Source organism: Pseudomonas sp. BIC9C (assembly GCF_034541995.1).
Classification (GTDB): Bacteria; Pseudomonadota; Gammaproteobacteria; order Pseudomonadales; family Pseudomonadaceae; genus Aquipseudomonas; species Aquipseudomonas fluorescens_CC.
In genome coordinates this window covers 1-22274 of record NZ_JAWDGM010000007.1, presented here as the reverse complement: position 1 = coordinate 22274, position 22274 = coordinate 1, and the positions used below count along the sequence as shown (strand labels likewise).

Here is a 22274-nt window from a genome sequence, read left to right as displayed (position 1 = left end):
CAAGCTCGCTCCCACAGGGGTTGTGGTGTTTTCACACTAGACTGATCAGACGCTGTACCGCTTGGACTTGCCTCATGACGAGGCGGCTTAGGGATATCGACCATGCAATGGATTTTCATGCTGATCGGGCTGGTGCTCGGCTGGATGCTCGACGAGTCATTCAGTGAGGCGCTGCTGGGTGCATTACTCGGATTGGGTATCGGCCAGGCCGTTCGAATTGCTCGTATGGACATTCGGGCAGTCGAGCAGCAGCGCTTGCTGGATCAGGCGCAGGTTGCGCTTCAGGCGGTCGAGCAACGGCTGGCAGTGCTCGAAGCATCGGGCGTCAAGGCGCCGGAAACCGGCGAACCGCTTGTATCACCTGAAACCCTCCTTGATGAAGCCCCTGCCGCAACCCCGGAATTGATCTGGGAGCTGCCACCCGAACTCGAGCCGATCCCCGCAGCGGCCAGTGAAACTGGTCGCCCTACCGTCGACGCCTGGAAACCCGAGGCGACCGCTCGCCAGGCACAACCGCCTGTCACCCCGCGTGGCCCGAGTCTCATCGATCGCGCCATCAGCCGCGCCCGTGCCTGGTTGTTCGGCGGCAATACCGTGTTGCGGGTCGGCGTGGTGCTGCTGTTCCTCGGCCTGGCCTTTCTGCTGCGCTACGCCACCGAAGGCATGGTGGTGCCGCTTGAGTTGCGCTACGCCGGCGTGGCGGCCACAGCATTGGGCTTGCTCGGATTGGGTTGGTGGTTGAGAGCCCGCAACGGCAGTTACGCGTTGATCCTGCAAGGCGCCGGGATTGCCGTGTTGTACCTGACGGTGTTTGCCGCTATGCGCCTGCATCCGCTGCTCGATCCCTCGGCGGCGTTCGGCCTGCTGGTGGCGGTGACCGTCTGTTCGGCGATTCTCGCCATTACCCAGGACTCCCTGGGGCTGGCCGCCGCTGCCGCACTGGGCGGATTCGCCGCGCCCATCCTGGCCTCCACCGGCGCCGGCAGCCACATCGCGCTGTTCAGCTACTTTGTCCTGCTCAACGCCGGCATCCTCGTCATCGCCTGGTTCAAGGCCTGGCGGCTGCTGAATGTCATCGGGTTCACCGGCACCTTCGGCATCGGTTTCGCCTGGGGCCTGCGCTCCTACTCGCCGGAGTTGCTGTGGAGCACCGAGCCGTTCCTGATTGTATTTTTCCTGATGTACCTGGCCATTGGTTTGCTGTTCGCCCGGCGCAAGCTGATGGAGACGGGCGATGCACCGGCAGAGGGCAGTCGCGAAGCGCTGCTGCAGTGGTCGGCGCGCAAGGGTGACTACGTTGACGGCACGCTGCTGTTCGGCCCGCCGCTGGTGGGCTTCGGCTTGCAGTTCGCTCTGGTGCAGCATCCGGAATTCGCGGCGGCGTTCAGTGCCTTGGCGCTGGGCATGATCTACATGGGGCTCGCCCGTTGGCTGATGGCCGGGCGCACCCTGTTGTTGGGGGAAACCTGTCTGGCCTTGGGCGTGATCTTCGCCAGTCTGGCGATTCCGCTGGGGCTCGATGCACGCTGGACGACGGCGGCGTGGGCGGTGGAAGGCGCGGGGATCTTCTGGCTCGGTCTGCGCCAGCAAAGGCCCTTGGCCCGTGCCTTTGCCTTGTTGCTGCAATTGGCGGCGGCGCTGGCGTTTCTCGGCGAGTTGCACAGCAGCGAGAGCAGCCTGCTCGGCGGTGTTCCGTTAGGCGCGCTGTTGCTGGGCGTCGCGTTGCTGTTCAGTTTCTACCAGTTGCGTAAGGCCTTGCCGGAACAGATCAGGCCTTGGGAGCTGAAAGGCCTGCCAGTCCTGGCTTGCCTCGGGCTGGCGTTTCTCTATTTGCTGGCACCATTGTTTTTCTTCAGTCACGGTACGGTGATCAGTTGGGCCTTGGTCGGGGCGTTGACATTGTTTGCTGGCTTGCGCCTGGCATCGCGCACGTTCGTGTACACCGCGCTCGCTGTGCAATTGTTGGGTGGTGTGCTGTTCCTGATGACAGGGCCGCTGTTCAGTGAGGACCTGCGCCCCCTGGCCCATGGCGGGTTCTGGGCGCCGCTGATGCTGGGGCTGGCCGCGATGGTCGGGGCCTGGCGTTTACAGATGGGTCATGCGCGTGGAGCGCTGGCAGGGCCGAGTCTGTCGCGGTTGTCCCAGGCGTTGCTGGTGTGGGGCGCAGGTTGGTGGGCATTGGCCTGGGTCATCGACGTGCTGCATTTTGCGCTGTTGCCCATGCAGGCGACCTTGTTGTTGAGCATCGCTGCCGCGAGTGTTGCGCTGTGGACGGTATTGGCGCTGCGCCTGAATTGGCCGTCACTGGGGGTACTCTGCACTGTGTTGATTCCCGCGGCGGCGCTGGTACTGCTCGCGGCCTGGCACCCGCGTTATCACCCAGCGGCCAACTTCGGCTGGCTGGCGTGGGCCGCCGTGTTCGTCGTGCATTTCATGTCCTTGCGACGCCTGGCGCCCATGCTGCCGACGCTGGTGCCAAGCGTTGCCCATGTGCTCGGCTGCTGGCTGTTGATGGGGGTGCTGGCGCTGGAATTGCGTTACGGCTTGCTGGTGTTGTCCGAGCAATACAACGCCTGGCGCTGGTTGGGGTGGGCGATTCTGCCAAGTCTGTATCTGGTGTTGGCGGTGGCACCTCGTACGTGGCCGTGGCCAGTGTCGACGTATTCGAGGGAATACCGTGTATACGCTGCTGCGCCGCTGGCTTTACTGATGCTCGGTTGGTTCTGGCTGGCGAATGTCGCCAGTGACGGTAACGCCGAGCCACTGCCCTACATGCCATTGATCAACCCGCTGGAGCTGGGCCTGTTGTTTGCGTTGTTCGGCGTCTATGTCTGGTCCCGCAGCGCCATGACGCTACTGGAGGCCCGCAAGGATTACGCCACTAAAATCACGCAAGGTGTCGCAGGTGCCTCGCTGTTCGTGTTCTTCACTGCCTTGGTCATGCGTACGGCGCACCATTGGAGTGGGGTGCCGTTCGAGCTGGGTCCGTTGCTGGAGTCGATGCGTGTACAGGCCGGCCTGTCCATCGTCTGGACCTTGATGGCCCTGAGCCTGATGATCGGCGGCCATTTGCTTCGCCGCCGTGAAGTCTGGTTGATCGGTGCTGCCTTGATCGGCGTGGTCGTGGCCAAGCTGTTCTTTGTTGAATTGAGTAATCGCGGCGGGCTGGCGCGAATCGTGTCGTTTATCGGTGTCGGCGTGTTGCTGCTGGTGGTGGGCTATTTCGCCCCGCTGCCGCCCAAACGCGCCGAGGCTGTGCTGGATACCGAGAAACCGGACCCGGAATCCGAAGGAGTGTCGTCTTGAGTCAGAAGCTGAAGCTGGGTTGGCTGGGCGTTGTTGCAATGGGTGTGGTGTTGTCGGCGGTTGCTCAGGAAAAACCGGCGGACTTCACCACCCAAGTGCCCTTGGCGGTGGCGGGCGAAGGCCCTTGGTATCGTCTCGAACTGCCCCTGAGCGTACAACTGAATGCACGGCAGGCTGACCTGAGCGATGTGCGTGTGTTCAATGCCGTGGGCGATGTTCAGGCTTATGCCTTGGCCCGGGAGTCGGCGCAGAGCAGAGAAACCCGCACCTTGAACGAGGTGAAATGGTTTCCGTTGTACAGCTCGGTGGATGCCACTGAAACCGCGCCGAGCGTGCGGGTGCAATCGAACACCAATGGCACCCTGATCGAAGTGCAGCCCTCCAGTCCGCTGGAGGCGGGTGAGGAGGAGTTACGCGGCTGGTTGCTCGACGCGTCCGCTATCAAGGCGCCGTTGCAGCAATTGATTCTTGACTGGACCAGCGAGCGCGACGGCTTCCAGCGTTTCACCCTCGAAGCCAGCGACGATTTGCAGCATTGGCAGTCCTGGGGCGAAGGGCAGGTGGCGCGCCTGAGCTTTTCCGACGAGCGGGTCGAACAGCATGAAGTCGGCCTGCCGGGCCAGTCGGCGCGCTACTTGCGATTGCTCTGGATCACACCACATTCGGCACCGACACTGACCTCGGCGCAACTGCAAAGCACCAGTACCCGCAGCCTGCCGCTGCCGTTGGTCTGGTCCCAGGCGTTGGCCGGCAGCAGCGTGAAGGCGGGTGAGTACACCTGGCAGTTGCCGATGGGGCTGAATGTCGAGCGAGTGCAGGTCGAGTTGAGCCAGCCCAACAGCCTGGCGCCGGTGAGCCTGGCCGGTCGGCGCGACAGCAGCCTGCCATGGCAGCCGTTGGGCAGCGGTTTGCTCTATCGCCTGACCCAGAACGGTCAGGATGTGGTGCAAAACGAATTGCAGTTGTCAGGGCAAATCGTGCAGCAATTGAAACTGACCGTGGACGAACGCGGTGGCGGCCTGGGTGATCAGGCGCCGACGCTGAAGTTTGCCGTGCGCGCCACGCAACTGGTGTTTCTGGCGCGTGGGCCGGGGCCTTACACACTGGTCGTGGGGAGTGCGACGGCGAAGGCGGCGAACTTGCCGCTGTCGACGCTGATTCCGGATTACAGTCCGGCGAAGCTCGCGACCCTGGGCCGGGCCATGGTGGATGTCGGGGCGGTGGCTGCGAAGCCGTCGACAGGCATCACGACTGCGCCGATCGACACCCACTGGAAGAAGTTCGGGTTGTGGGCGGTGTTGTTGCTTTGCGTAGTGTTCCTGGTGGCGATGGCGTTCAGCTTGCTGCGCAAGCCTACTGCCAAATCCTGACAGTGGGTGCTGCGCACCCAATCGCGAGCAGGCTCGCTTGTATGGTAGGACTTGAAGGGGGGAGGAGGGACAAGGCTCGATTCTGACTGTTGACGCAGTACAGACTGTGGGAGAGTTCGCCCCTCCTCCTTTCACCCAAGCGCCGATAAAGAATGCATCTGGCCTAGACCGACGATAGGAACAAGCCTGCGCCCCTGGGTGAGCCCTTCAAGTGCTTAAAACCATATCCCGGAGGAAATCCTATGGCAATGCCGGTCCCTGTCTCAAAACCGATCGTGGGCGTGGATGTCGCCAAGCATGAGCTGGTGATCTATCACGCCGAACTGGACCTGCTCGAACCAATTCCCAACAACAAAACCGCCATCAATAAGTGGTTGAAGGCCTTGCCGAGCACGGTGGCCATTGCCATTGAAGCCACCAATATCTACCACTTGGAGTTTGCGGATCTGGCCTACGAAGCTGGCTGCATGATTTACATGGTGGGAGGCTACGAGCTCAAACATTACCGCGAAGGCGTGAAGATCCGTGCCAAAACCGATGCACTGGATGCCAAGCTGCTTGCTCGCTATCTGAAGAACGAGCACGAAGAGCTTCACCCGTGGACCCCGCCGTCACCGCTGTACCGCCAGCTCTTGAGCCTTTTCCGCCGCCGCGCGGCTCTGGTCCAGGCACGGGTCGGTCTGGTGCAAAGCTGGGCCAATGAGCCGCTGCTCAAGACCGCTTTTGCCGAACAGGTGAAGTCCATGCAGCAGCTTGAGACGCTGATCGAGAAGACGATCAACGATCAGCTCAAAGAAGCCGGTTTACTCGCTCAGTTGAAGCGCTGCCTGAAAGTTGAAGGCATTGGTTTTTTGACCGGAGCCCGCTTGATCACGGCATTTCAGCGCGGTGACTTCCGAAACGCGGATGCCTTCGTCGCCTTTCTGGGAATGGATTTGCGGGTGTTGAAATCAGGGCAAAAAGACGGCCGCCGGAGTTTGACTAAACGTGGTGATCCAGAGGCCCGCCGGCTTCTGCACAACGCGGCCATGTCGGCCAGCCGTACGGCAGCCTGGAAAGGTTTTTACGAAGAACAAAGAGCTCGAGGCTTCAGCACCACTCAGGCACTGGTCATGCTGGCCCGCAAGCTTGCTCGGGTCGTATTCGCCCTGCTCAAGGGGCAGAGCGAATACCAAGCAAAAGTCAGTTGAGGCCTTTACCTCAACCATAGAATCTCCCACAGTTGGAACGCGTATCCCTGTGGGAGCGGGCTTGCTCGCGAAAGCGTTCGCCGAGTCAGTAAAAATGCCGAAATGACCTCTGTTCGCAAGCTCACATCCAGCCCATTTCCATCTACGCTCAACCCCGCACATGAACTCTCTTCGGCCGATCACGTCTGATAAGAGGAAATGCGCCCCGACTCGCGTTAAACTGCGCGGGTTTTTAGCCCCCCCCATTCCACCGGAGCCGTCCATGTCCCGCGTTACCTTGAGTCGCTATTTGATTGAGCAGACCCGCAGCAACAACACTCCTGCCGATCTGCGCTTCCTGATCGAAGTGGTGGCGCGTGCCTGCAAGGAGATCAACCACGCCGTGTCCAAAGGCGCCCTGGGTGGCGTTCTGGGCAGCATGGGTACTGAAAACGTCCAGGGCGAAGTGCAGAAGAAGCTCGACGTGATCTCCAACGAGATCCTGCTCGAAGCCAACGAATGGGGCGGCCACCTGGCCGGCATGGCGTCCGAAGAAATGGACAACGCCTACCAGATCCCGGGCAAATACCCGAAAGGCGCCTACCTGCTGGTATTCGACCCGCTGGACGGTTCGTCGAACATCGATATCAACGCCCCGGTCGGCACCATCTTCTCTGTGCTGCGTTGCCCGAACGAATACCTGAGCCAGAACGAGCCCTTGAATGAAAAGGCCTTCCTGCAGCCAGGTACCCAGCAAGTGGCTGCCGGTTACGCGATCTACGGTCCGCAGACCATGCTGATCCTGACTCTGGGCCACGGCGTGAAAGGTTTCACCCTGGACCGTGAAATGGGCAGCTTCGTGTTGACCCACGAAAACATCACCATTCCTGAATCTACCCAGGAATTTGCCATCAACGCGTCCAACCAGCGTCACTGGGAAGCACCGGTACAGCGCTACGTCGGCGAATTGCTGGCAGGCGATGAAGGCCCGCTGAAAAAGAACTACAACATGCGCTGGGTCGCTGCGATGGTCGCCGACGTGCACCGCATCCTGACCCGCGGCGGTCTGTTCATGTACCCACGCGACAGCCGCGAGCCATCCAAGCCGGGCAAACTGCGCCTGATGTACGAAGCCAACCCGATGTCGTTCCTGGTGGAACAAGCGGGCGGCGCATCCACCGACGGTCACCAGCGTATCCTCGACATTCAGCCGGAAGGCCTGCACCAGCGTGTTGCGGTGTTCCTCGGTTCGAAAGAAGAAGTTGCCCGCGTCACGGCTTACCACAAGGAATAAACCATGACCGCGCCCTGGCAGCCGTTGCTTGATTGGTGGTTCGGAAGCTCCGGATCGGCGAGCGAAGTGGCGGCGCAGAAGGGCAGGTTATGGTTTGGCAAGCGCGACAGCCAGGACCTCGAAGCGCGCGAGCGTTTCGGGGACTGGACCGAGCAGGCACTGGCCGGCGGATTGACCGAGTGGATGCAACGTCCCGAAGGTTGGCTGGCCCTGGTGCTGTTGCTCGATCAAATCCCGCGAATGATCTTTCGCGATACTCCCAAAGCCTTTGCAGGCGATCTCCGGGCGCAGAAACTGGTAGCCCAAGGCATTGCCGCGGATTTCGACCGGCAATTGCAGCCGATTCAGCGGGTATTCATCTACCTGGTGTTCGAGCACAGCGAAAACCTCGCGGTGCAGAACGAAGGTGTCTCGCGCTACCTCGAACTGGTGGCGCAGCAGCCGGAGTCTGATCGGGCACTTTTCAGCGATTATCTGGACTATGCCGAGCGGCATCAGAAAGTGATTGCGCAGTTTGGACGGTTTCCGCATCGCAATGGGGTGTTGGGGCGGGAGTCTACGGCTGAGGAATTGGCGTTTCTGTCGAGGCCGGGTTCACGGTTCTAGTTTTTCGCTGTTGCTGATGCCGCCTTCGCGGGCAAGCCCGCTCCCACAGGTATTTTGGGTGTTCACACAATTTGTGCTTCACCTTGACTCCTGTGGGAGCGGGATTGCCCGCGAAGGGGCCCGCAAGAGCGCTCTAAATTCTGAAACTACCCACCAACTGCTTCAACCGCGCCGCCTGCTGCTCAAGATCGGCACACGCACGCAAGGTCGACTGCAGGTTCTCCACACCTTCCTGGTTCAGCGTGTTGATCTCGGTGATGTCGACGTTGATCGACTCCACCACGGCCGTCTGTTCTTCGGTCGCGGTGGCGACCGACTGGTTCATGCCATCGATCTCACCGATGCGCTGGGTCACGCTGCCCAGGCGTTCGCCAGCCTGGTTGGCGATGCCGACGCTGCTTTCGCTCTGACGTTGGCTGTCGGTCATGATGCCCACCGCTGCCCGGGCGCCGACTTGCAGCTCTTCGATCATCGTCCGCACTTGCTGCGCCGAGTCCTGGGTGCGGTGAGCGAGGTTGCGTACCTCATCGGCCACCACGGCAAAACCACGACCGGCTTCACCGGCGCGCGCCGCTTCAATCGCGGCGTTCAGTGCGAGCAGGTTGGTTTGCTGGGAGATGCTGGTAATCACTTCCAGAATCTGCCCGATGTTGACCGTGTTGCTGTTGAGGGTTTCGATGTTGCCGCACGAATCGCTGATCTTGGCCGACAGTTGTTGCATCGCCGCGATGGTTTTATCCACCACCTGTTGGCCGTCTTCGGCCAGGCTACGGGCATCGCTGGAATGTTGCGAGGCCAGGGCGGCGTTCTGGGCGATTTCCTGGGCGGCGGCACCAAGCTGGTTGATGGCCGCTGCCACACTGCTGGTGCGCGAGGCTTGCTGGTCGGAGTTGAACATCGATGAATTCGACGCGGCCACCACTCGCAACGCCACCTCGTTGACCTGGCCGGTGGCCGAGGACACTTCGATGATCGAGGCATGAATGCGCTCGACGAAGCGGTTGAACGACAGTCCCAGCGCGCCGAATTCGTCGTGGCCGTGAATGGTCAGGCGCTTGGTCAGGTCACCTTCGCCTTCGGCGATATCGTGCATGGCGCGGCCCATGGTCAGCAGCGGCTGCATCAGCAGGCTGATCAGCATGCCCAGCAGGGCGATGATGATCACCACGGCAATCACCATGGCGATGATCGCCGAGGTGCGGAATTCGCTGAGCATCGAGAACGCCGTTGCCTGGTCGAGCACCAGCGCCACATACCAGTCCGCCGATGGCACGCCGTTGACGTGGGTGAACGAGATGAACTGGCGCTTGCCATCGATCTCGACTTCTTTCATGCCCGGGCTGACTTTGGGGGTGTCGCTCGGATAGGCCTCGGCCAGGCTCTTGAGCACCAGCTTGCTGTCCGGGTGAATCAGGATCTTGCCATCGGCACCGACGATGAACGCATGACCGTGGCCGCCGAAGTTCAGCGAATTGATGATCGCGCTGACACTGGACAGGTCGATGTCGGCACCGGCGACGCCGATCATCTGGCCCTGGTGCTGTACCGGGGTGGCCACGGTGATGACCAGCTTGCCGGAAGACGCGGCAATGTACGGTTCGGTGACAATGGTCTGTTGGGCGCTATTGGCCGCCTTGTACCAGCCACGGGCGCGTGGGTCGTAGTCCGCCGCGCGGTTGCCCGCCGGGACCGAGAACATCACGCCGTCGGTGCCACCGAAGTAGCTCAGCTGAAAATTGCCGGTGTAGGCGGGCAGGTCGATGATCCGTTTCAGGCCAGCGGGAGCATTGCCATCGGCGCTGATCTGTTGGGCCATCGACTGCAGCAATTGCATGCGGCTTTCCAGCCAGGTCTGGATGTTGCTGGTGGTCAGGCTGCCGAGCTCCTGCATCGAGGCTTCGGTGCTGTTGCGCAAGGTTTCGCGCTGGCGATAGTCGTTGAACAGGATGAAACAAGCGAATGCGACGGCCACCACGAGGGCGGCAGCCAGCAAAATCTTGTGGCTGAACTTCATGTTTCTGGTCATGGATGAGCTACCGCAGAGGGTCTGGTCTACAAAAGGGGGGGGCAAATGCCAGCGACGTGGCTTTGCGTTGCCTGTATGTCGACTGAGCGGCGCCAAAGATTAGGCGGATTTGCTGAAAAACGACGAAATGCTCGATGAACAGGGAAATTGGTTGATTTTCGGCAAAAGGTAGACGAGTGGCCCGACAAATAGCCTGCCAGGCACGGAACCTCACAGGGGTTTTCTCTTCTAAGCTTCAGCTTGGCAGCCATGCCAATCCCCTACGCCCCCGGAGTTTCACCATGTCGTTGCGTTCCATCGCCCTGCTTTCGTTCTGCGTGTTGCTGGCTGCCTGCAGCAAGGTCAATCAGGAAAACTACTCGAAGCTCTCGTCCGGCATGGCCAAGGCCGATGTGGAAACCCTGTTGGGCAAACCCGCCGATTGTTCAGGCGCGCTCGGCATGTCCAGTTGCACCTGGGGCGACAAGAACAGCTTTATCAGCGTGCAGTTCGCCGGTGACAAAGTGTTGATGTTTTCCGGCCAAGGCCTGAAGTAAACCGGGGCGTTTGCCCACGGGAGAAAAATAATGAAGCGGTTATTGATCATCCTTTTTGCCGGCCTGGTGTTGGCCGGCTGTGCCTCGCCTGGCCAGGACCCATTGGCCCCCAAGACTGTCAAAAGCGTTAACCTCAAGCGCTACCAGGGCACCTGGTACGAGCTGGCCCGCATGCCGATGTACTTCCAGCGCGACTGCGAGCAGTCCGAAGCCCATTACACGCTCAAGCCAGACGGCAACGTTGCCGTGTTGAACCGTTGCCTGACGGCACAGTGGCAATGGGAAGAGGTCAAAGGCACGGCTTATCCACAGGTAGCGGGTAAAGCCGACAAACTGTGGATCGAGTTCGATACCTGGTTCTCCAGGCTGATCCCGGGTACGGCAAAGGGCGAATACTGGGTGCTGTACGTCAGCGATGACTACAAGACCGCCATTGTCGGTGATCCAAGCCGGAAGTATTTGTGGCTGTTGTCGCGCACGCCGACCGTGAACGGTGTGGTGCGTGAGGAGCTGCTGAGCAAGGCGCGTCAGCAGGGTTACGACACCACGCGGCTGATCTGGCGGGCGTCGGAACAGCAGATGGCCGAGACTTCGAACTAACTGCACAAATCCCTGTAGGAGCGAGCTTGCTCGCGATGGTGTATCAGGCGCATTGGTGTCGCCTGACACTCCATCGCGAGCAAGCTCGCTCCTGCAGTATTGTTCCGTGTCAGCCTAGAAGGTCACGCAGTACCTGGGTGAAGGCACGGCTGCTTTCTTCTTCCCCGGCATGCCGCCCATCACGCACAACCCACTGGCCATTGACCAGTACATCTCGTACCTGGCGATCGCCACCGGCAAACAGCCAGCGGTTGAGAATCCTGTCGCCATTGGCTGTCGCCAGATACGGATCGTTACCGTCCAGCACCAGCCAGTCGGCGCGCTTGCCGACTTCCAGTGCGCCAATCGGCTGCCCCAGCGCCTGAGCACCGCCATCCAGCGCCGCATCGAACAACGTGCGGCCGACCATTGGTTGATCTGCGCCATACAAGCGGTTACGCCGCTGGTCGCGCAGGCGCTGGCCGTATTCCAGCCAACGCAGTTCTTCCACCACGCTCAATGACACATGGCTGTCGGAACCGATGCCCATGCGCCCGCCCTGGGCGAGGAAATCCACCGCCGGGAAAATCCCGTCCCCCAGGTTGGCTTCGGTGGTCAGGCACAGGCCGGCGATGGCACGGCTCTTGGCCATCGACGTGACTTCTTCCGGGTTGGCGTGGGTCGCGTGGACCAGGCACCAGCGCTGATCGACATCGACGTTTTCGTACAGCCATTGCAGCGGACGACGACCGCTCCAGGTCAGGCAGTCGTCGACTTCTTTCTGCTGCTCGGCGATGTGGATGTGCACCGGGCATTGCTTGTCGCTGGCGGCCAGCACTTCGCTGATCTGCTGCGGCGTGACCGCGCGCAGCGAGTGGAAGCACAGACCCAGGGCTTGCGCCGGTTGTTGTGCCAGGACCGGTTGCAGGCGCGATTGCAGCTTCAGGTAGTTTTCAGTGCTGTTGATAAAACGGCGCTGACCGTCGTTCGGCGCCTGGCCACCGAAACCGGAGTGGCTGTAGAGCACCGGCAGCAGGGTCAAACCGATACCCGCGGAACTGGCAGCCTGGCTGATACGCAGGGCCAGTTCGGCCGGATCCGCGTAAGGCTGGCCATTGCTGTCGTGATGCACATAGTGAAATTCCGCCACCGAGGTGTAACCGGCCTTGAGCATTTCGATGTACAGCTGACGGGCGATGACGCCGAGTTGCTCCGGGCTGATTTTTCCGACGAGGCGATACATCAGGTCGCGCCAGGTCCAGAAACTGTCGTTCGGATTGCCCGCCACTTCCGCCAGCCCGGCCATGGCCCGCTGGAAGGCGTGAGAGTGCAGATTCGGCATGCCCGGCAGCAGCGGGCCGCTCAACCGCTCGGCGCCATCTGCATGGGAATCGGCCTGGATATGGGTCAATACGCCGTCGGCGTTGACCTCAAGACGTACATTGTTGGCCCATCCACTAGGCAGCAGCGCGCGTTCGGCAAAGAAGGCGGACATGGTTCAGCACCCCATCGTGTGTTATTTGTATATACATATACAGACGTTTGCCTGCCCGGTAAACTCCGGCAAGCTAGCAATCTCTTTTCAACGAACAAGGATTAACCGTGCCGACTCCGCCTCCAGTCTCTCCGTTGGCCGCGAACATGGGCGACAGTCCGGCGCCCTTGTACGCCCGCGTCAAACAGATGATCACCCAGCAAATCGACAGTGGAAACTGGCCGCCGCATTACCGCGTGCCGTCGGAAAGCGAGCTGGTCAGCCAGTTGGGCTTCAGTCGCATGACCATCAACCGCGCGCTGCGCGAGATGACTGCCGACGGTCTGCTGGTGCGCATGCAAGGCGTCGGTACGTTCGTCGCCGAGCCGAAAAGCCAGTCCGCACTGTTCGAAGTGCACAACATCGCCGATGAAATTGCCTCTCGCGGTCATCGCCACACCTGCAAGGTCATCACCCTTGAGGAAGAGGCCGCTGGCTCCGAGCGCGCCCTGGCCCTGGACATGCGCGAAGGGCAGAAGGTGTTCCACTCGCTGATCGTGCATTTCGAAAACGATATTCCGGTGCAAATCGAAGACCGTTTCGTCAATGCGCTGGTGGCGCCGGACTACCTCAAGCAGGACTTCACCCTGCAAACGCCCTACGCCTATCTCAATCAGGTCGCGCCGCTGACCGAAGGCGAGCACGTGGTCGAGGCAATCCTGGCCGAGCCATCCGAGTGCAAGTTGTTGCAGATTGAAAAGGGCGAGCCGTGCCTGTTGATCCGTCGCCGCACCTGGTCCGGCCGCCAGCCGGTGACCGCCGCCCGCTTGATCCACCCCGGTTCCCGTCATCGTCTGGAAGGTCGGTTCCATAAGTAGAGAGCCACAAATGAGTGAATTGAAAGTTTTACGTGCCAAAGATTACCCGCGCATGCCGTGGAAAACGGCGGCGGCAGCACTGAAGAAATCACCCGCGATGCCGGCACCGGCCTGGACGGGTTTGGCTGGCGCCTGTCGATTGCCGACATCGGAGAATCGGGCGGGTTTTCCACCTTCGCCGGTTATGAGCGGATCATCACCGTGCTGCAGGGCGATGGCATGACCTTGTCGGTTGATGGGCAGGTGACGCGCCCACTGTTACCGCTGGACCCGTTTGCCTTCAGCGGTGAAAGCAAGGTTTCCTGTACGTTGCTCGGCGGTCCGATTCGCGACTTCAACCTGATTTACGCACCACAGCGTTACAGCGCGCGGTTGCAATGGCTGAACGGTGAGCAGCGGTTTTTCAGCGAGGCCGGGGCTGTGCTGGTGTTCAGTGTCAGCGATGCGCTTGAGGTGAAGGTCGGTAGCAGTGCTTCGCAGCTGGGTCGTCATGATTGCCTGCAACTTGTCGGTAACACTGGCCTGCTGGAAGTCACCAGCAATGCCGCCTGCTGCGTGATTGAACTGACTGCACGCTGATTTTCTTCTAACCCCTTGTAGGAGCGAGCTCGCTCGCGATGGTGTATCAGGCGCATTGGTGTCGACTGACACTCCATCGCGAGCAAGCTCGCTCCTACAGGCGATATTGTTTCCCATCCCCTCCAGCCCGTTTCCCTCAGCGCACCAATTTGTTACCGAACGCCCCAGCGTGGCGCAAAACCACGCTCAAGTAACAACCCGGCTGTCCTCCAAAAAATCCCCTCGAAAAATTTCATCTACGCCAAAGCCCTTGATTCAGACGCTCTGCAGCCCTTTCAGAATTTTTCTTGAATGCTCATCCGGCAAGTTGGCCGCTTGATTGCATATGCTTGTATGTACAAGTAAAGACGTATGTGTATGAGTCGCGAGGACTCAACCATCGTCCACTGATTCGCCGGTGTGCACTGATGCCCATTGGCTTGCTCGCCCACTGCCTGGGTTGGTTTGGATTGATTGCTGAGGAGTTCTTTTCGTGACTGACAATAAACCTACGAAGTTTCGTGACGTTGAAATCCGTGCTGCCCGCGGTAACAAGCTGACCGCCAAGAGCTGGCTGACCGAAGCGCCGCTGCGCATGCTGATGAACAACCTCGATCCGGAAGTTGCCGAGAACCCTAAAGAACTGGTGGTTTACGGTGGTATCGGTCGTGCGGCACGTAACTGGGAATGCTACGACAAGATCGTCGAAAGCCTGACCAACCTGAACGACGACGAGACCCTGCTGGTGCAATCCGGCAAGCCGGTCGGCGTGTTCAAGACCCACAGCAACGCCCCGCGCGTGCTGATCGCCAACTCCAACCTGGTGCCGCACTGGGCGAGCTGGGAACACTTCAACGAACTGGACGCCAAAGGCCTGGCCATGTACGGCCAGATGACCGCTGGCAGCTGGATCTACATCGGCAGCCAGGGCATCGTCCAGGGCACCTACGAAACCTTCGTCGAAGCCGGTCGCCAGCACTACAACGACAACCTGACCGGCAAGTGGGTACTGACCGCTGGCCTGGGCGGCATGGGTGGCGCTCAGCCGCTGGCTGCAACTCTGGCTGGTGCATGCTCGCTGAACATCGAATGCCAACAAGTGAGCATCGATTTCCGCCTGAAAAGCCGTTATGTCGACGAGCAAGCCAAAGACCTCGACGACGCGCTGGCCCGCATTGCCAAATACACCAAAGAAGGCAAAGCGATTTCTATCGCCCTGCTGGGCAACGCGGCAGAAATCCTGCCGGAACTGGTCCGTCGCGGTGTGCGTCCGGACATGGTCACCGACCAGACCAGCGCCCATGACCCGCTCAACGGCTACCTGCCGGCTGGCTGGACCTGGGAAGAGTACCGCGCTCGTGCCAAGACCGAGCCGGCTGCCGTAATCAAAGCCGCCAAGCAATCGATGGCCGTACACGTTAAAGCGATGCTGGAATTCCAGAAGCAAGGCATCCCGACCTTCGACTACGGCAACAACATCCGTCAGATGGCTCAGGAAGAAGGCGTGGAAAACGCATTCGACTTCCCGGGCTTCGTACCGGCTTACATCCGTCCGCTGTTCTGCCGTGGCATCGGCCCGTTCCGTTGGGCTGCACTGTCGGGCAACGCTGAAGACATCTACAAGACCGACGCCAAGGTCAAGGAACTGATCCCGGACGACGCCCACCTGCACAACTGGCTGGACATGGCGCGCGAGCGCATCAGCTTCCAGGGTCTGCCGGCACGTATCTGCTGGGTTGGCCTGGGCTTGCGCGCCAAGCTGGGCCTGGCGTTCAACGAAATGGTGCGCAGCGGCGAGTTGTCCGCGCCAATCGTGATCGGTCGCGACCACCTGGACTCCGGTTCGGTATCGAGCCCGAACCGTGAAACCGAATCGATGCAGGACGGTTCCGACGCCGTGTCCGACTGGCCACTGCTCAACGCACTGCTCAACACCGCGAGCGGCGCGACCTGGGTTTCCCTGCACCACGGCGGCGGCGTCGGTATGGGCTTCTCCCAGCACTCGGGCATGGTGATTGTCTGCGACGGTACTGACGAAGCGGCCGAGCGTATCGCTCGCGTGCTGCACAACGACCCGGCCACCGGTGTCATGCGTCACGCCGATGCCGGTTACCAGATCGCCATCGACTGCGCCAAGGAACAAGGGCTGAACCTGCCGATGATTACCGGCAAATAACCCAAAAACCTGTGGGAGCTGGCTTGCCAGCGATAGCGGAGGCACTGCTGAAATTGATGTTGAAGGTGCCGACGTCATCGCGGGCAAGCCCGCTCCCACAAAGAAGCAACAGACTCTCAGTGAACCATTAGAACAATCCACAGAGGTTGAACCATGGCTGTTAACAGCGAGCGTGCAGGCAACAAACCGTTGATCGAGAAACGCTCGATCGACTACATCCCGGAAGCGGAAAGACACGGTCGTCTGTTTAGCCAGTTCACCCTGTGGATGGGTGCCAACCTGCAAATCACCGCGATTGTTACCGGTGCCTTGGCGGTGGTGCTTGGCGGTGATGTGTTCTGGTCATTGATCGGTCTGTTGATCGGTCAATTACTGGGTGGCGGCGTGATGGCGCTACATGCGGCGCAAGGCCCCAAGCTTGGCCTGCCGCAGATGATTTCCAGCCGGGTACAGTTCGGCGTGTACGGCGCGGCCATCCCGATCGTGCTGGTCTGCTTGATGTACCTGGGCTTCACCGCAACGGGAACCGTGTTATCCGGCCAGGCGCTGGGCCAGTTGTTTGGCGTCAGCGACACCGTCGGTATCCTCCTTTTCGCCAGTGTAATCGTGCTGGTCACGGTGCTCGGTTATCGGGTGATCCATTGGATCGGCCGTGTTGCCAGTGTCATTGGCGTGATTGCCTTTGTTTATCTGTTCAGCCGTCTGATGAGCCAGGTTGACGTTGGCGCACTGTTGCAAATCCGCCACTTCAGCTGGAGCAGTTTCTTGCTGGCGGTGTCGCTCGCGGCGTCCTGGCAGATCGCCTTCGGCCCTTATGTGGCTGACTATTCTCGCTACCTGCCGAGCAAGATTTCCTCGGTGAAAACTTTTTTTGCCGCAGGCGCAGGTTCGGTCATTGGTGCGCAGGTGGCGATGGTCCTCGGCGTGTTCGCTGCCGCTTCGGCCAACGGGCAATACGCCGGCCACGAAGTGGCCTACATCGTTGGTCTGGGTGGTACCGGTGCCACCGCTGCGCTGCTGTACTTCAGCATCGCGTTCGGCAAGGTCACCATCTCCACGCTGAACTCCTACGGCAGCTTCATGTGCATTGCGACCATCATCAGCGGTTTCCGTGGTGACCTGAAGGTATCGCGCTTGCAGCGTCTGGTCTTCGTGCTGGTCATCGTCGGTGCCGCGACCCTGATGGCGTTGCTCGGTCAGCACTCGTTCCTCGGCGCGTTCAAGTCTTTCATCCTGTTCTTGCTAGCGTTCTTTACCCCCTGGAGCGCGATCAACCTGGTGGACTACTACTGCATCACTCGCGAGCGCTATGACGTACCGGCTCTGGCCGATCCGAATGGTCGCTACGGTCGTTGGAACCTTCTCGGTATCAGCGTCTATGTGTTCGGTGTGCTGGTGCAGCTGCCGTTCATCTCCACCAAGTTCTATACCGGTCCGCTGGTGGCGGCCCTGGGTGATGTGGATATTTCCTGGGTCATCGGTCTGGTGCTTCCCGCCGTCCTGTATTACGTATGCGCAAAAAAATGGCACGGCACAGTGCCTGATCGTTTGATCCTGCCGGTCGAGCAGGGCGCGATCACCGAACAAAAGCTGAATGTGGGTCGCGCTGCGGCGCAGGCCTGATTGGACGTGGACAGGGCTGGATGCCTCTTGACTGCCGTAAGCCAATTCATGATTAGGAGCGTCACTACAATGAAATCGAACAAGACCCTGCTGACCACATTGCTTTCCATGGGCCTGCTGGCCAGCGCTGGCGCCACTCAGGCGGCGGGTTGGTGCGAGTCGGGCAAACCGGTGAAATTTGCCGGCCTGAACTGGGAAAGCGCCATGCTCCTGACCGACGTGCTGCAAGTCGTGCTGGAGAAAGGCTACGACTGCAAGACCGACAGCCTGCCGGGCAACTCCATCACCATGGAAAACGCCCTGAGCAGCAACGACATCCAGGTGTTTGCCGAAGAGTGGGTCGGCCGCAGCGAAGTCTGGAACAAGGCTGAGAAGGCCGGCAAAGTCGTCGGTGTCGGCGCGCCAGTGGTGGGGGCCGTCGAAGGCTGGTACGTGCCGCGCTACGTGATCGAAGGCGACGCCAAGCGCAAGCTGGAAGCCAAGGCGCCAGACCTGAAGAACATTGCTGACCTGGGCAAGTACTCGGCGATTTTCAAGGACGCCGAAGAGCCCTCCAAGGGCCGTTTCTACAACTGCCCGGCTGGCTGGACCTGTGAGCTGGACAACAGCGAAATGCTGAAAAGCTACGGTCTGGAAAGCACCTACACCAACTTCCGCCCAGGCACCGGCCCGGCGCTGGATGCCGCCGTGCTGTCGAGCTACAAGCGTGGCGAGCCGATCCTGTTCTACTACTGGTCGCCAACCCCGCTGATGGGCCAGGTCGACGTGGTGAAACTCGAAGAGAAGCCAGGCGTGAACAAGACCGTGGATATTAAGGTCGGCCTGTCCAAGACTTTCCACGACGAAGCCCCGGAGCTGGTGGCCGTGCTGGAAAAGGTCAACGTGCCAATCGACCTGCTGAACCAGAACCTGGGACGCATGACCAAAGAGCGGATCGAGTCGCCAAAACTGGCCAAGATCTTCTTGAAGGAACATCCTGAAGTCTGGCACCAATGGGTGAGCGAAGACGCAGCCAAGAAAATCGACGCTGCGATTTGAAAACTACTGCGCTCGGCAATACTGCGTTGAAAGCAGACTCGAAATGCTCATTGACTAAAGTCAACTCCGCTTTCTCGCCTGCTTTCGCCTTGTCTTGCCTTCGCTCGCTACGTTTTCAAACAGCTTGTTTATAAGGGCAAGCTTTACAGCACTGCTTTGTGGTGCTGCGAAGCCCTTGATTGAGAGTCTCTTATGTTTCCCGAAAGCTTTACCTTTTCCATCGCCGACTGGGTCAACAGTTGGGTCGATTCGCTGGTTACCAACTACGGCGACGTGTTCCGGCACATCTCCGACACCCTGTTGTGGGCCATCGTCAATCTTGAAGGGCTGCTGCGCGCAGCGCCCTGGTGGCTGATGCTGGCGATCGTGGCGGGCGTGGCCTGGCACGCGACCCGCAAGGTCGTGACGACGGCAGTGATCGTCGGCCTGCTGTTCCTGGTGGGTGCGGTCGGCCTCTGGGACAAGCTGATGCAGACCCTGGCGCTGATGATGGTGGCGACGATCATCTCGGTGCTGATCGGCATTCCGCTGGGCATTCTCTCGGCACGCAGCAATCGCCTGCGTTCGGTGCTGATGCCGTTGCTGGACATCATGCAGACCATGCCGAGCTTCGTGTACCTGATCCCGGTGCTGATGCTGTTTGGCCTGGGCAAGGTCCCGGCGATTTTCGCCACGGTGATCTACGCCGCGCCACCGCTGATCCGCCTGACCGATCTGGGCATTCGCCAGGTCGACGGTGAAGTGATGGAAGCGATCAACGCCTTCGGTGCCAACCGCTGGCAGCAACTGTTCGGCGTGCAACTGCCGCTGGCCCTGCCGAGCATCATGGCCGGGATCAACCAGACCACCATGATGGCCCTGTCGATGGTGGTGATCGCCTCGATGATCGGTGCCCGTGGTTTGGGTGAGGACGTGCTGGTGGGGATTCAGACCCTCAACGTCGGACGTGGTCTTGAAGCCGGTCTGGCGATCGTGATTCTGGCTGTGGTGATCGACCGCATTACACAGGCGTACGGTCGCGCACGGCATGAGGTGAGCAAATGAACAACGCAACCGTGAGCAAGATCGAAGTCAAAAACGTCTTCAAGATTTTCGGCAACCGCGCCAAGGATGCGCTGGCCATGGTCGGCCAGGGCAAGACCAAGGACCAGGTGCTGGCCGAAACCGGCTGCGTGGTCGGCGTGAACGACCTGTCGCTGAGCATTGGCAGCGGCGAGATCTTCGTGATCATGGGGCTGTCGGGGTCCGGCAAGTCGACCCTGGTGCGCCACTTCAACCGCCTAATCGACCCGACGAGTGGCGCGCTCCTGGTGGACGGCGTGGACATCCTGCAATACGACATGGAAGCCCTGCGCGAATTTCGTCGGCGCAAGATCAGCATGGTGTTCCAGAGCTTTGGCCTGTTGCCGCACAAGACTGTGGTGGAGAACGTCGCCTACGGCCTGAAAATCCGTGGCGAAAGCAAAGCCATGTGTGCTGAGCGTGCGTTGCACTGGATCAACACCGTGGGCCTCAAGGGCTACGAAAACAAATACCCGCATCAGCTCTCCGGTGGTATGCGTCAGCGTGTGGGCCTGGCCCGCGCCCTGGCGGCGGACACCGACATCATCCTGATGGACGAAGCGTTCAGCGCCCTCGACCCGCTGATCCGCGCGGAGATGCAGGATCAGTTGCTGGAACTGCAAAAGACCCTGCACAAGACCATCGTCTTCATCACCCACGATCTCGACGAGGCCGTGCGCATCGGCAACCGCATCGCGATCCTCAAGGATGGCCGCCTGATCCAGGTCGGCACGCCGAGAGAGATCCTGCATTCGCCGGCGGATGAGTATGTCGACCGCTTTGTGCAGCGTCGGGCGGCGGTGGTTTAAAGAGATTTGCAGTGTTTGAGCTGGCCTCTTCGCGAGCAAGCCCGCTCCCACAGTTGATCGCGTTCCAATGTGGGAGCGGGCTTGCTCGCGAAGGCGGCGGCAGAGCTGCATCAATATTCAGGTTGTACGCACGAGGTTAATGATGTCCCAGGCTGAAAAAATCGTTATCACCGAGGCGCAGGTCACTTGGCGGGATGTGGTCGCCGTGGCTCGTCATGGCGCGCAGCTTGAGCTGTCGGCGCCGATCTGGGCGCGTATCGAAAACGCCCAGGCCATCGTCCAGCGCATCGTCACCAGCGGCGAACGTGCCTACGGCATCAACACCGGCCTGGGCGCACTGTGCAACGTTTCGCTGCAGGACGAACAGCTCAGCCAGTTGTCGCGCAATACCTTGCTCAGCCACGCCTGTGGCGTTGGCGCGTCATTGAGCGACGAGCAGACCCGTTCGATCATGTGCGCGGCCATCGTCAACTACAGCCATGGTAAATCCGGCCTGCACCGTCAGGTCGTCGAAGCGCTGCTGGCACTGCTCAACCGTGGTATCACCCCGCAAGTGCCATCCCAGGGTTCCGTGGGCTACCTGACTCACATGGCGCACATTGGCATCGCGCTGCTGGGTGTTGGCAATGTCAGCTATCGCGGTCAGGTCGTTTCCGCGCAGCAGGCCCTCGCTGAAGAAGGCTTGCAACCGGTTCGCCTCGGCGCCAAGGATGGTTTGTGCCTGGTCAACGGTACGCCGTGCATGACCGGCCTGAGTTGCCTGGCCATTGCCGATGCCACGCGTCTGCTGGAATGGGCCGACGTGATTGGCGCCATGAGCTTCGAAGCCCAACGCGGTCAGATTGACGCCTTCGACGCCGAGATCATTGCGCTCAAGCCGCACCCGGGCATGCAGCAGGTCGGGATCAATCTGCGGGCCTTGCTCGACGGCAGTGAAGTGATCGCCCAGAGCAAAGGCATTCGCACGCAGGATGCCCTGAGCATTCGCTCGATCCCGCAGGTGCACGGCGCCGCTCGCGACCAGTTGGTACATGCGATCAAGCAAATCGAAACCGAACTCAACGGTGCCACCGACAACCCGCTGGTGCTGGGCACCGCGGACAATTACCGCGTGGTGTCCCAGGCCAACCCTCATGGCCAGTCCGTGGCAATGGCGGCGGACCTGCTGGCGATTGCCATGGCGGAAATCGGTTCCATCGCCGAGCGTCGCCTGGACCGTTTGATCAACCCGCACGTCAGCGGCCTGCCGGCCTTCCTGGTGGCCAACCCGGGAGTAAACTCGGGGATGATGATCGTGCAATACGTGGCGGCTTCGCTGTGCGCGGAGAACCGTCAACTGGCGCAACCGGCGGTGCTGGATAACTACGTGACTTCGGGCTTGCAGGAAGACCACCTGAGCCTGGGCACCAACGCCGCGCTGAAGCTGCACCGCGCCCTGGAAAACTGCACGCAGATCCTCGCCATCGAGTACCTGCTGGCGGCCCAGGCGTTCGAATTCCTCAAGGAGCAACGTTTTGGCGCCGGTACCGATGTGGCGTGGCGGCTGCTGCGCGAGCGCGTTCCTGCCTATGATCAGGACCGCTGGCTGGCACCGGACATCGCTGCTGCTGCAGGCGTTTTGAAAGACCCGGCCTTGCTGCAGAAAGCTTTGCCGAACTTGAACTGATTTCCACACAACACCAACGTGCCAAGGCGCGGCTCCCCAAAAGGCAGACGCGACGGACAACGGACATCTCCGGAGCGTCTGGTGAGTTAATGACAACTCTCAAA

General features: G+C 60.5%; 16 protein-coding genes and 2 pseudogenes. 15 read left to right on the top strand and 3 right to left on the bottom strand.

Annotated elements, in window-relative coordinates; all coding sequences use genetic code 11:
• The first annotated feature begins 102 nt into the window (after positions 1-102).
• The 5 genes from RS887_RS25930 to RS887_RS25910 all read left to right on the top strand — a co-directional run bounded on the left by RS887_RS25930 (position 103) and on the right by RS887_RS25910 (position 7745).
• Positions 103-3306 carry a DUF2339 domain-containing protein gene (locus RS887_RS25930; protein WP_322617627.1) on the top strand — a complete coding sequence of 1068 codons (3204 nt, stop codon included), beginning with the start codon at positions 103-105 and terminating at the stop codon, positions 3304-3306.
• A complete protein-coding gene (locus tag RS887_RS25925) occupies positions 3303-4676 on the top strand; it encodes a DUF3999 domain-containing protein (protein WP_322617626.1) in 1374 nt (457 codons plus the stop codon). Before RS887_RS25930 ends, RS887_RS25925 begins: the two co-directional genes overlap by 4 nt.
• 242 nt (positions 4677-4918) lie before the next feature.
• A complete protein-coding gene (locus RS887_RS25920) occupies positions 4919-5866 on the top strand; it encodes a transposase (RefSeq protein ID WP_322617625.1) in 948 nt (315 codons plus the stop codon).
• Positions 5867-6128: 262 nt separating this feature from the next.
• Positions 6129-7139 (top strand): class 1 fructose-bisphosphatase, encoded by a 1011-nt coding sequence (locus RS887_RS25915; RefSeq protein ID WP_008018940.1) that lies wholly within the window; start codon positions 6129-6131, stop codon positions 7137-7139.
• 3 nt (positions 7140-7142) lie between these two features.
• Complete coding sequence (locus RS887_RS25910) at positions 7143-7745, top strand: DUF924 family protein (RefSeq protein ID WP_322617624.1); 603 nt, start codon at positions 7143-7145, stop codon at positions 7743-7745.
• Between the two features lie 133 nt (positions 7746-7878).
• On the opposite strand, the gene RS887_RS30670 is transcribed toward RS887_RS25910, so the two are convergent.
• Positions 7879-8643 (bottom strand): methyl-accepting chemotaxis protein, encoded by a 765-nt coding sequence (locus RS887_RS30670; protein WP_416340014.1) that lies wholly within the window; start codon positions 8641-8643, stop codon positions 7879-7881.
• Between the two features lie 90 nt (positions 8644-8733).
• Positions 8734-9759 (bottom strand): annotated as a pseudogene (locus tag RS887_RS30665) (cache domain-containing protein); the annotation flags it as partial.
• Positions 9760-10052: 293 nt separating this feature from the next.
• Between RS887_RS30665 and RS887_RS25900 the strand changes: the two are divergent.
• Positions 10053-10307: a hypothetical protein gene (locus tag RS887_RS25900; RefSeq protein ID WP_008018937.1), complete on the top strand. Its 255-nt coding sequence runs from the start codon at positions 10053-10055 to the stop codon at positions 10305-10307.
• A 30-nt stretch (positions 10308-10337) separates the two neighbouring features.
• Positions 10338-10907, top strand: coding sequence for a lipocalin family protein (locus RS887_RS25895; protein ID WP_322617622.1), 570 nt, complete (start codon positions 10338-10340; stop codon positions 10905-10907).
• A gap of 109 nt (positions 10908-11016) precedes the next feature.
• Here the strand turns inward: RS887_RS25895 and RS887_RS25890 are convergent, their stop codons facing one another.
• Complete coding sequence (locus tag RS887_RS25890; protein WP_322617621.1) at positions 11017-12381, bottom strand: formimidoylglutamate deiminase; 1365 nt, start codon at positions 12379-12381, stop codon at positions 11017-11019.
• Between the two features lie 146 nt (positions 12382-12527).
• Here RS887_RS25890 and hutC point away from each other — a divergent pair, with 146 nt between their 5' ends.
• The 8 genes and pseudogenes from hutC to RS887_RS25850 all read left to right on the top strand — a co-directional run bounded on the left by hutC (position 12528) and on the right by RS887_RS25850 (position 22170).
• Positions 12528-13238 carry a histidine utilization repressor gene (hutC, locus tag RS887_RS25885; protein WP_162135916.1) on the top strand — a complete coding sequence of 237 codons (711 nt, stop codon included), beginning with the start codon at positions 12528-12530 and terminating at the stop codon, positions 13236-13238.
• A 10-nt stretch (positions 13239-13248) separates the two neighbouring features.
• A pseudogene (locus RS887_RS25880) lies at positions 13249-13817 on the top strand (HutD family protein).
• 472 nt (positions 13818-14289) lie between these two features.
• Complete coding sequence (gene hutU, locus RS887_RS25875) at positions 14290-15972, top strand: urocanate hydratase (RefSeq protein WP_008018930.1); 1683 nt, start codon at positions 14290-14292, stop codon at positions 15970-15972.
• A 153-nt stretch (positions 15973-16125) separates the two neighbouring features.
• On the top strand, positions 16126-17595 hold the full coding sequence (locus RS887_RS25870; RefSeq protein WP_322617620.1) for a cytosine permease: 1470 nt from the start codon (positions 16126-16128) through the stop codon (positions 17593-17595).
• 69 nt (positions 17596-17664) lie between these two features.
• Positions 17665-18633, top strand: coding sequence for an ABC transporter substrate-binding protein (locus RS887_RS25865; protein WP_322617619.1), 969 nt, complete (start codon positions 17665-17667; stop codon positions 18631-18633).
• Between the two features lie 192 nt (positions 18634-18825).
• Positions 18826-19677, top strand: coding sequence for an ABC transporter permease (locus RS887_RS25860; RefSeq protein ID WP_008018927.1), 852 nt, complete (start codon positions 18826-18828; stop codon positions 19675-19677).
• Positions 19674-20504, top strand: a complete 831-nt coding sequence (locus RS887_RS25855; protein WP_322617618.1) for a glycine betaine/L-proline ABC transporter ATP-binding protein — start codon at positions 19674-19676, stop codon at positions 20502-20504. Before RS887_RS25860 ends, RS887_RS25855 begins: the two co-directional genes overlap by 4 nt.
• Before the next feature lie 142 nt (positions 20505-20646).
• A complete protein-coding gene (locus RS887_RS25850; protein ID WP_322617617.1) occupies positions 20647-22170 on the top strand; it encodes a histidine ammonia-lyase in 1524 nt (507 codons plus the stop codon).
• Positions 22171-22274: the final 104 nt, after the last annotated feature.

Bases quoted from the DNA above. Each gene is read 5' to 3' on its own strand.
- RS887_RS25900 (WP_008018937.1), top strand. From the start codon at position 10,053: ATGTCGTTGCGTTCCATCGCCCTGCTTTCGTTCTGCGTGTTGCTGGCT.
- RS887_RS25920 (WP_322617625.1), top strand. From the start codon at position 4,919: ATGGCAATGCCGGTCCCTGTCTCAAAACCGATCGTGGGCGTGGATGTC.
- RS887_RS25890 (WP_322617621.1), bottom strand. From the start codon at position 12,381: ATGTCCGCCTTCTTTGCCGAACGCGCGCTGCTGCCTAGTGGATGGGCC.
- RS887_RS25930 (WP_322617627.1), top strand. From the start codon at position 103: ATGCAATGGATTTTCATGCTGATCGGGCTGGTGCTCGGCTGGATGCTC.
- RS887_RS25870 (WP_322617620.1), top strand. From the start codon at position 16,126: ATGGCTGTTAACAGCGAGCGTGCAGGCAACAAACCGTTGATCGAGAAA.
- RS887_RS25855 (WP_322617618.1), top strand. From the start codon at position 19,674: ATGAACAACGCAACCGTGAGCAAGATCGAAGTCAAAAACGTCTTCAAG.
- RS887_RS25895 (WP_322617622.1), top strand. From the start codon at position 10,338: ATGAAGCGGTTATTGATCATCCTTTTTGCCGGCCTGGTGTTGGCCGGC.
- RS887_RS25865 (WP_322617619.1), top strand. From the start codon at position 17,665: ATGAAATCGAACAAGACCCTGCTGACCACATTGCTTTCCATGGGCCTG.
- RS887_RS25915 (WP_008018940.1), top strand. From the start codon at position 6,129: ATGTCCCGCGTTACCTTGAGTCGCTATTTGATTGAGCAGACCCGCAGC.
- RS887_RS25860 (WP_008018927.1), top strand. From the start codon at position 18,826: ATGTTTCCCGAAAGCTTTACCTTTTCCATCGCCGACTGGGTCAACAGT.
- RS887_RS30670 (WP_416340014.1), bottom strand. From the start codon at position 8,643: ATGTTCAACTCCGACCAGCAAGCCTCGCGCACCAGCAGTGTGGCAGCG.
- RS887_RS25850 (WP_322617617.1), top strand. From the start codon at position 20,647: ATGTCCCAGGCTGAAAAAATCGTTATCACCGAGGCGCAGGTCACTTGG.
- RS887_RS25910 (WP_322617624.1), top strand. From the start codon at position 7,143: ATGACCGCGCCCTGGCAGCCGTTGCTTGATTGGTGGTTCGGAAGCTCC.
- hutC (WP_162135916.1), top strand. From the start codon at position 12,528: ATGGGCGACAGTCCGGCGCCCTTGTACGCCCGCGTCAAACAGATGATC.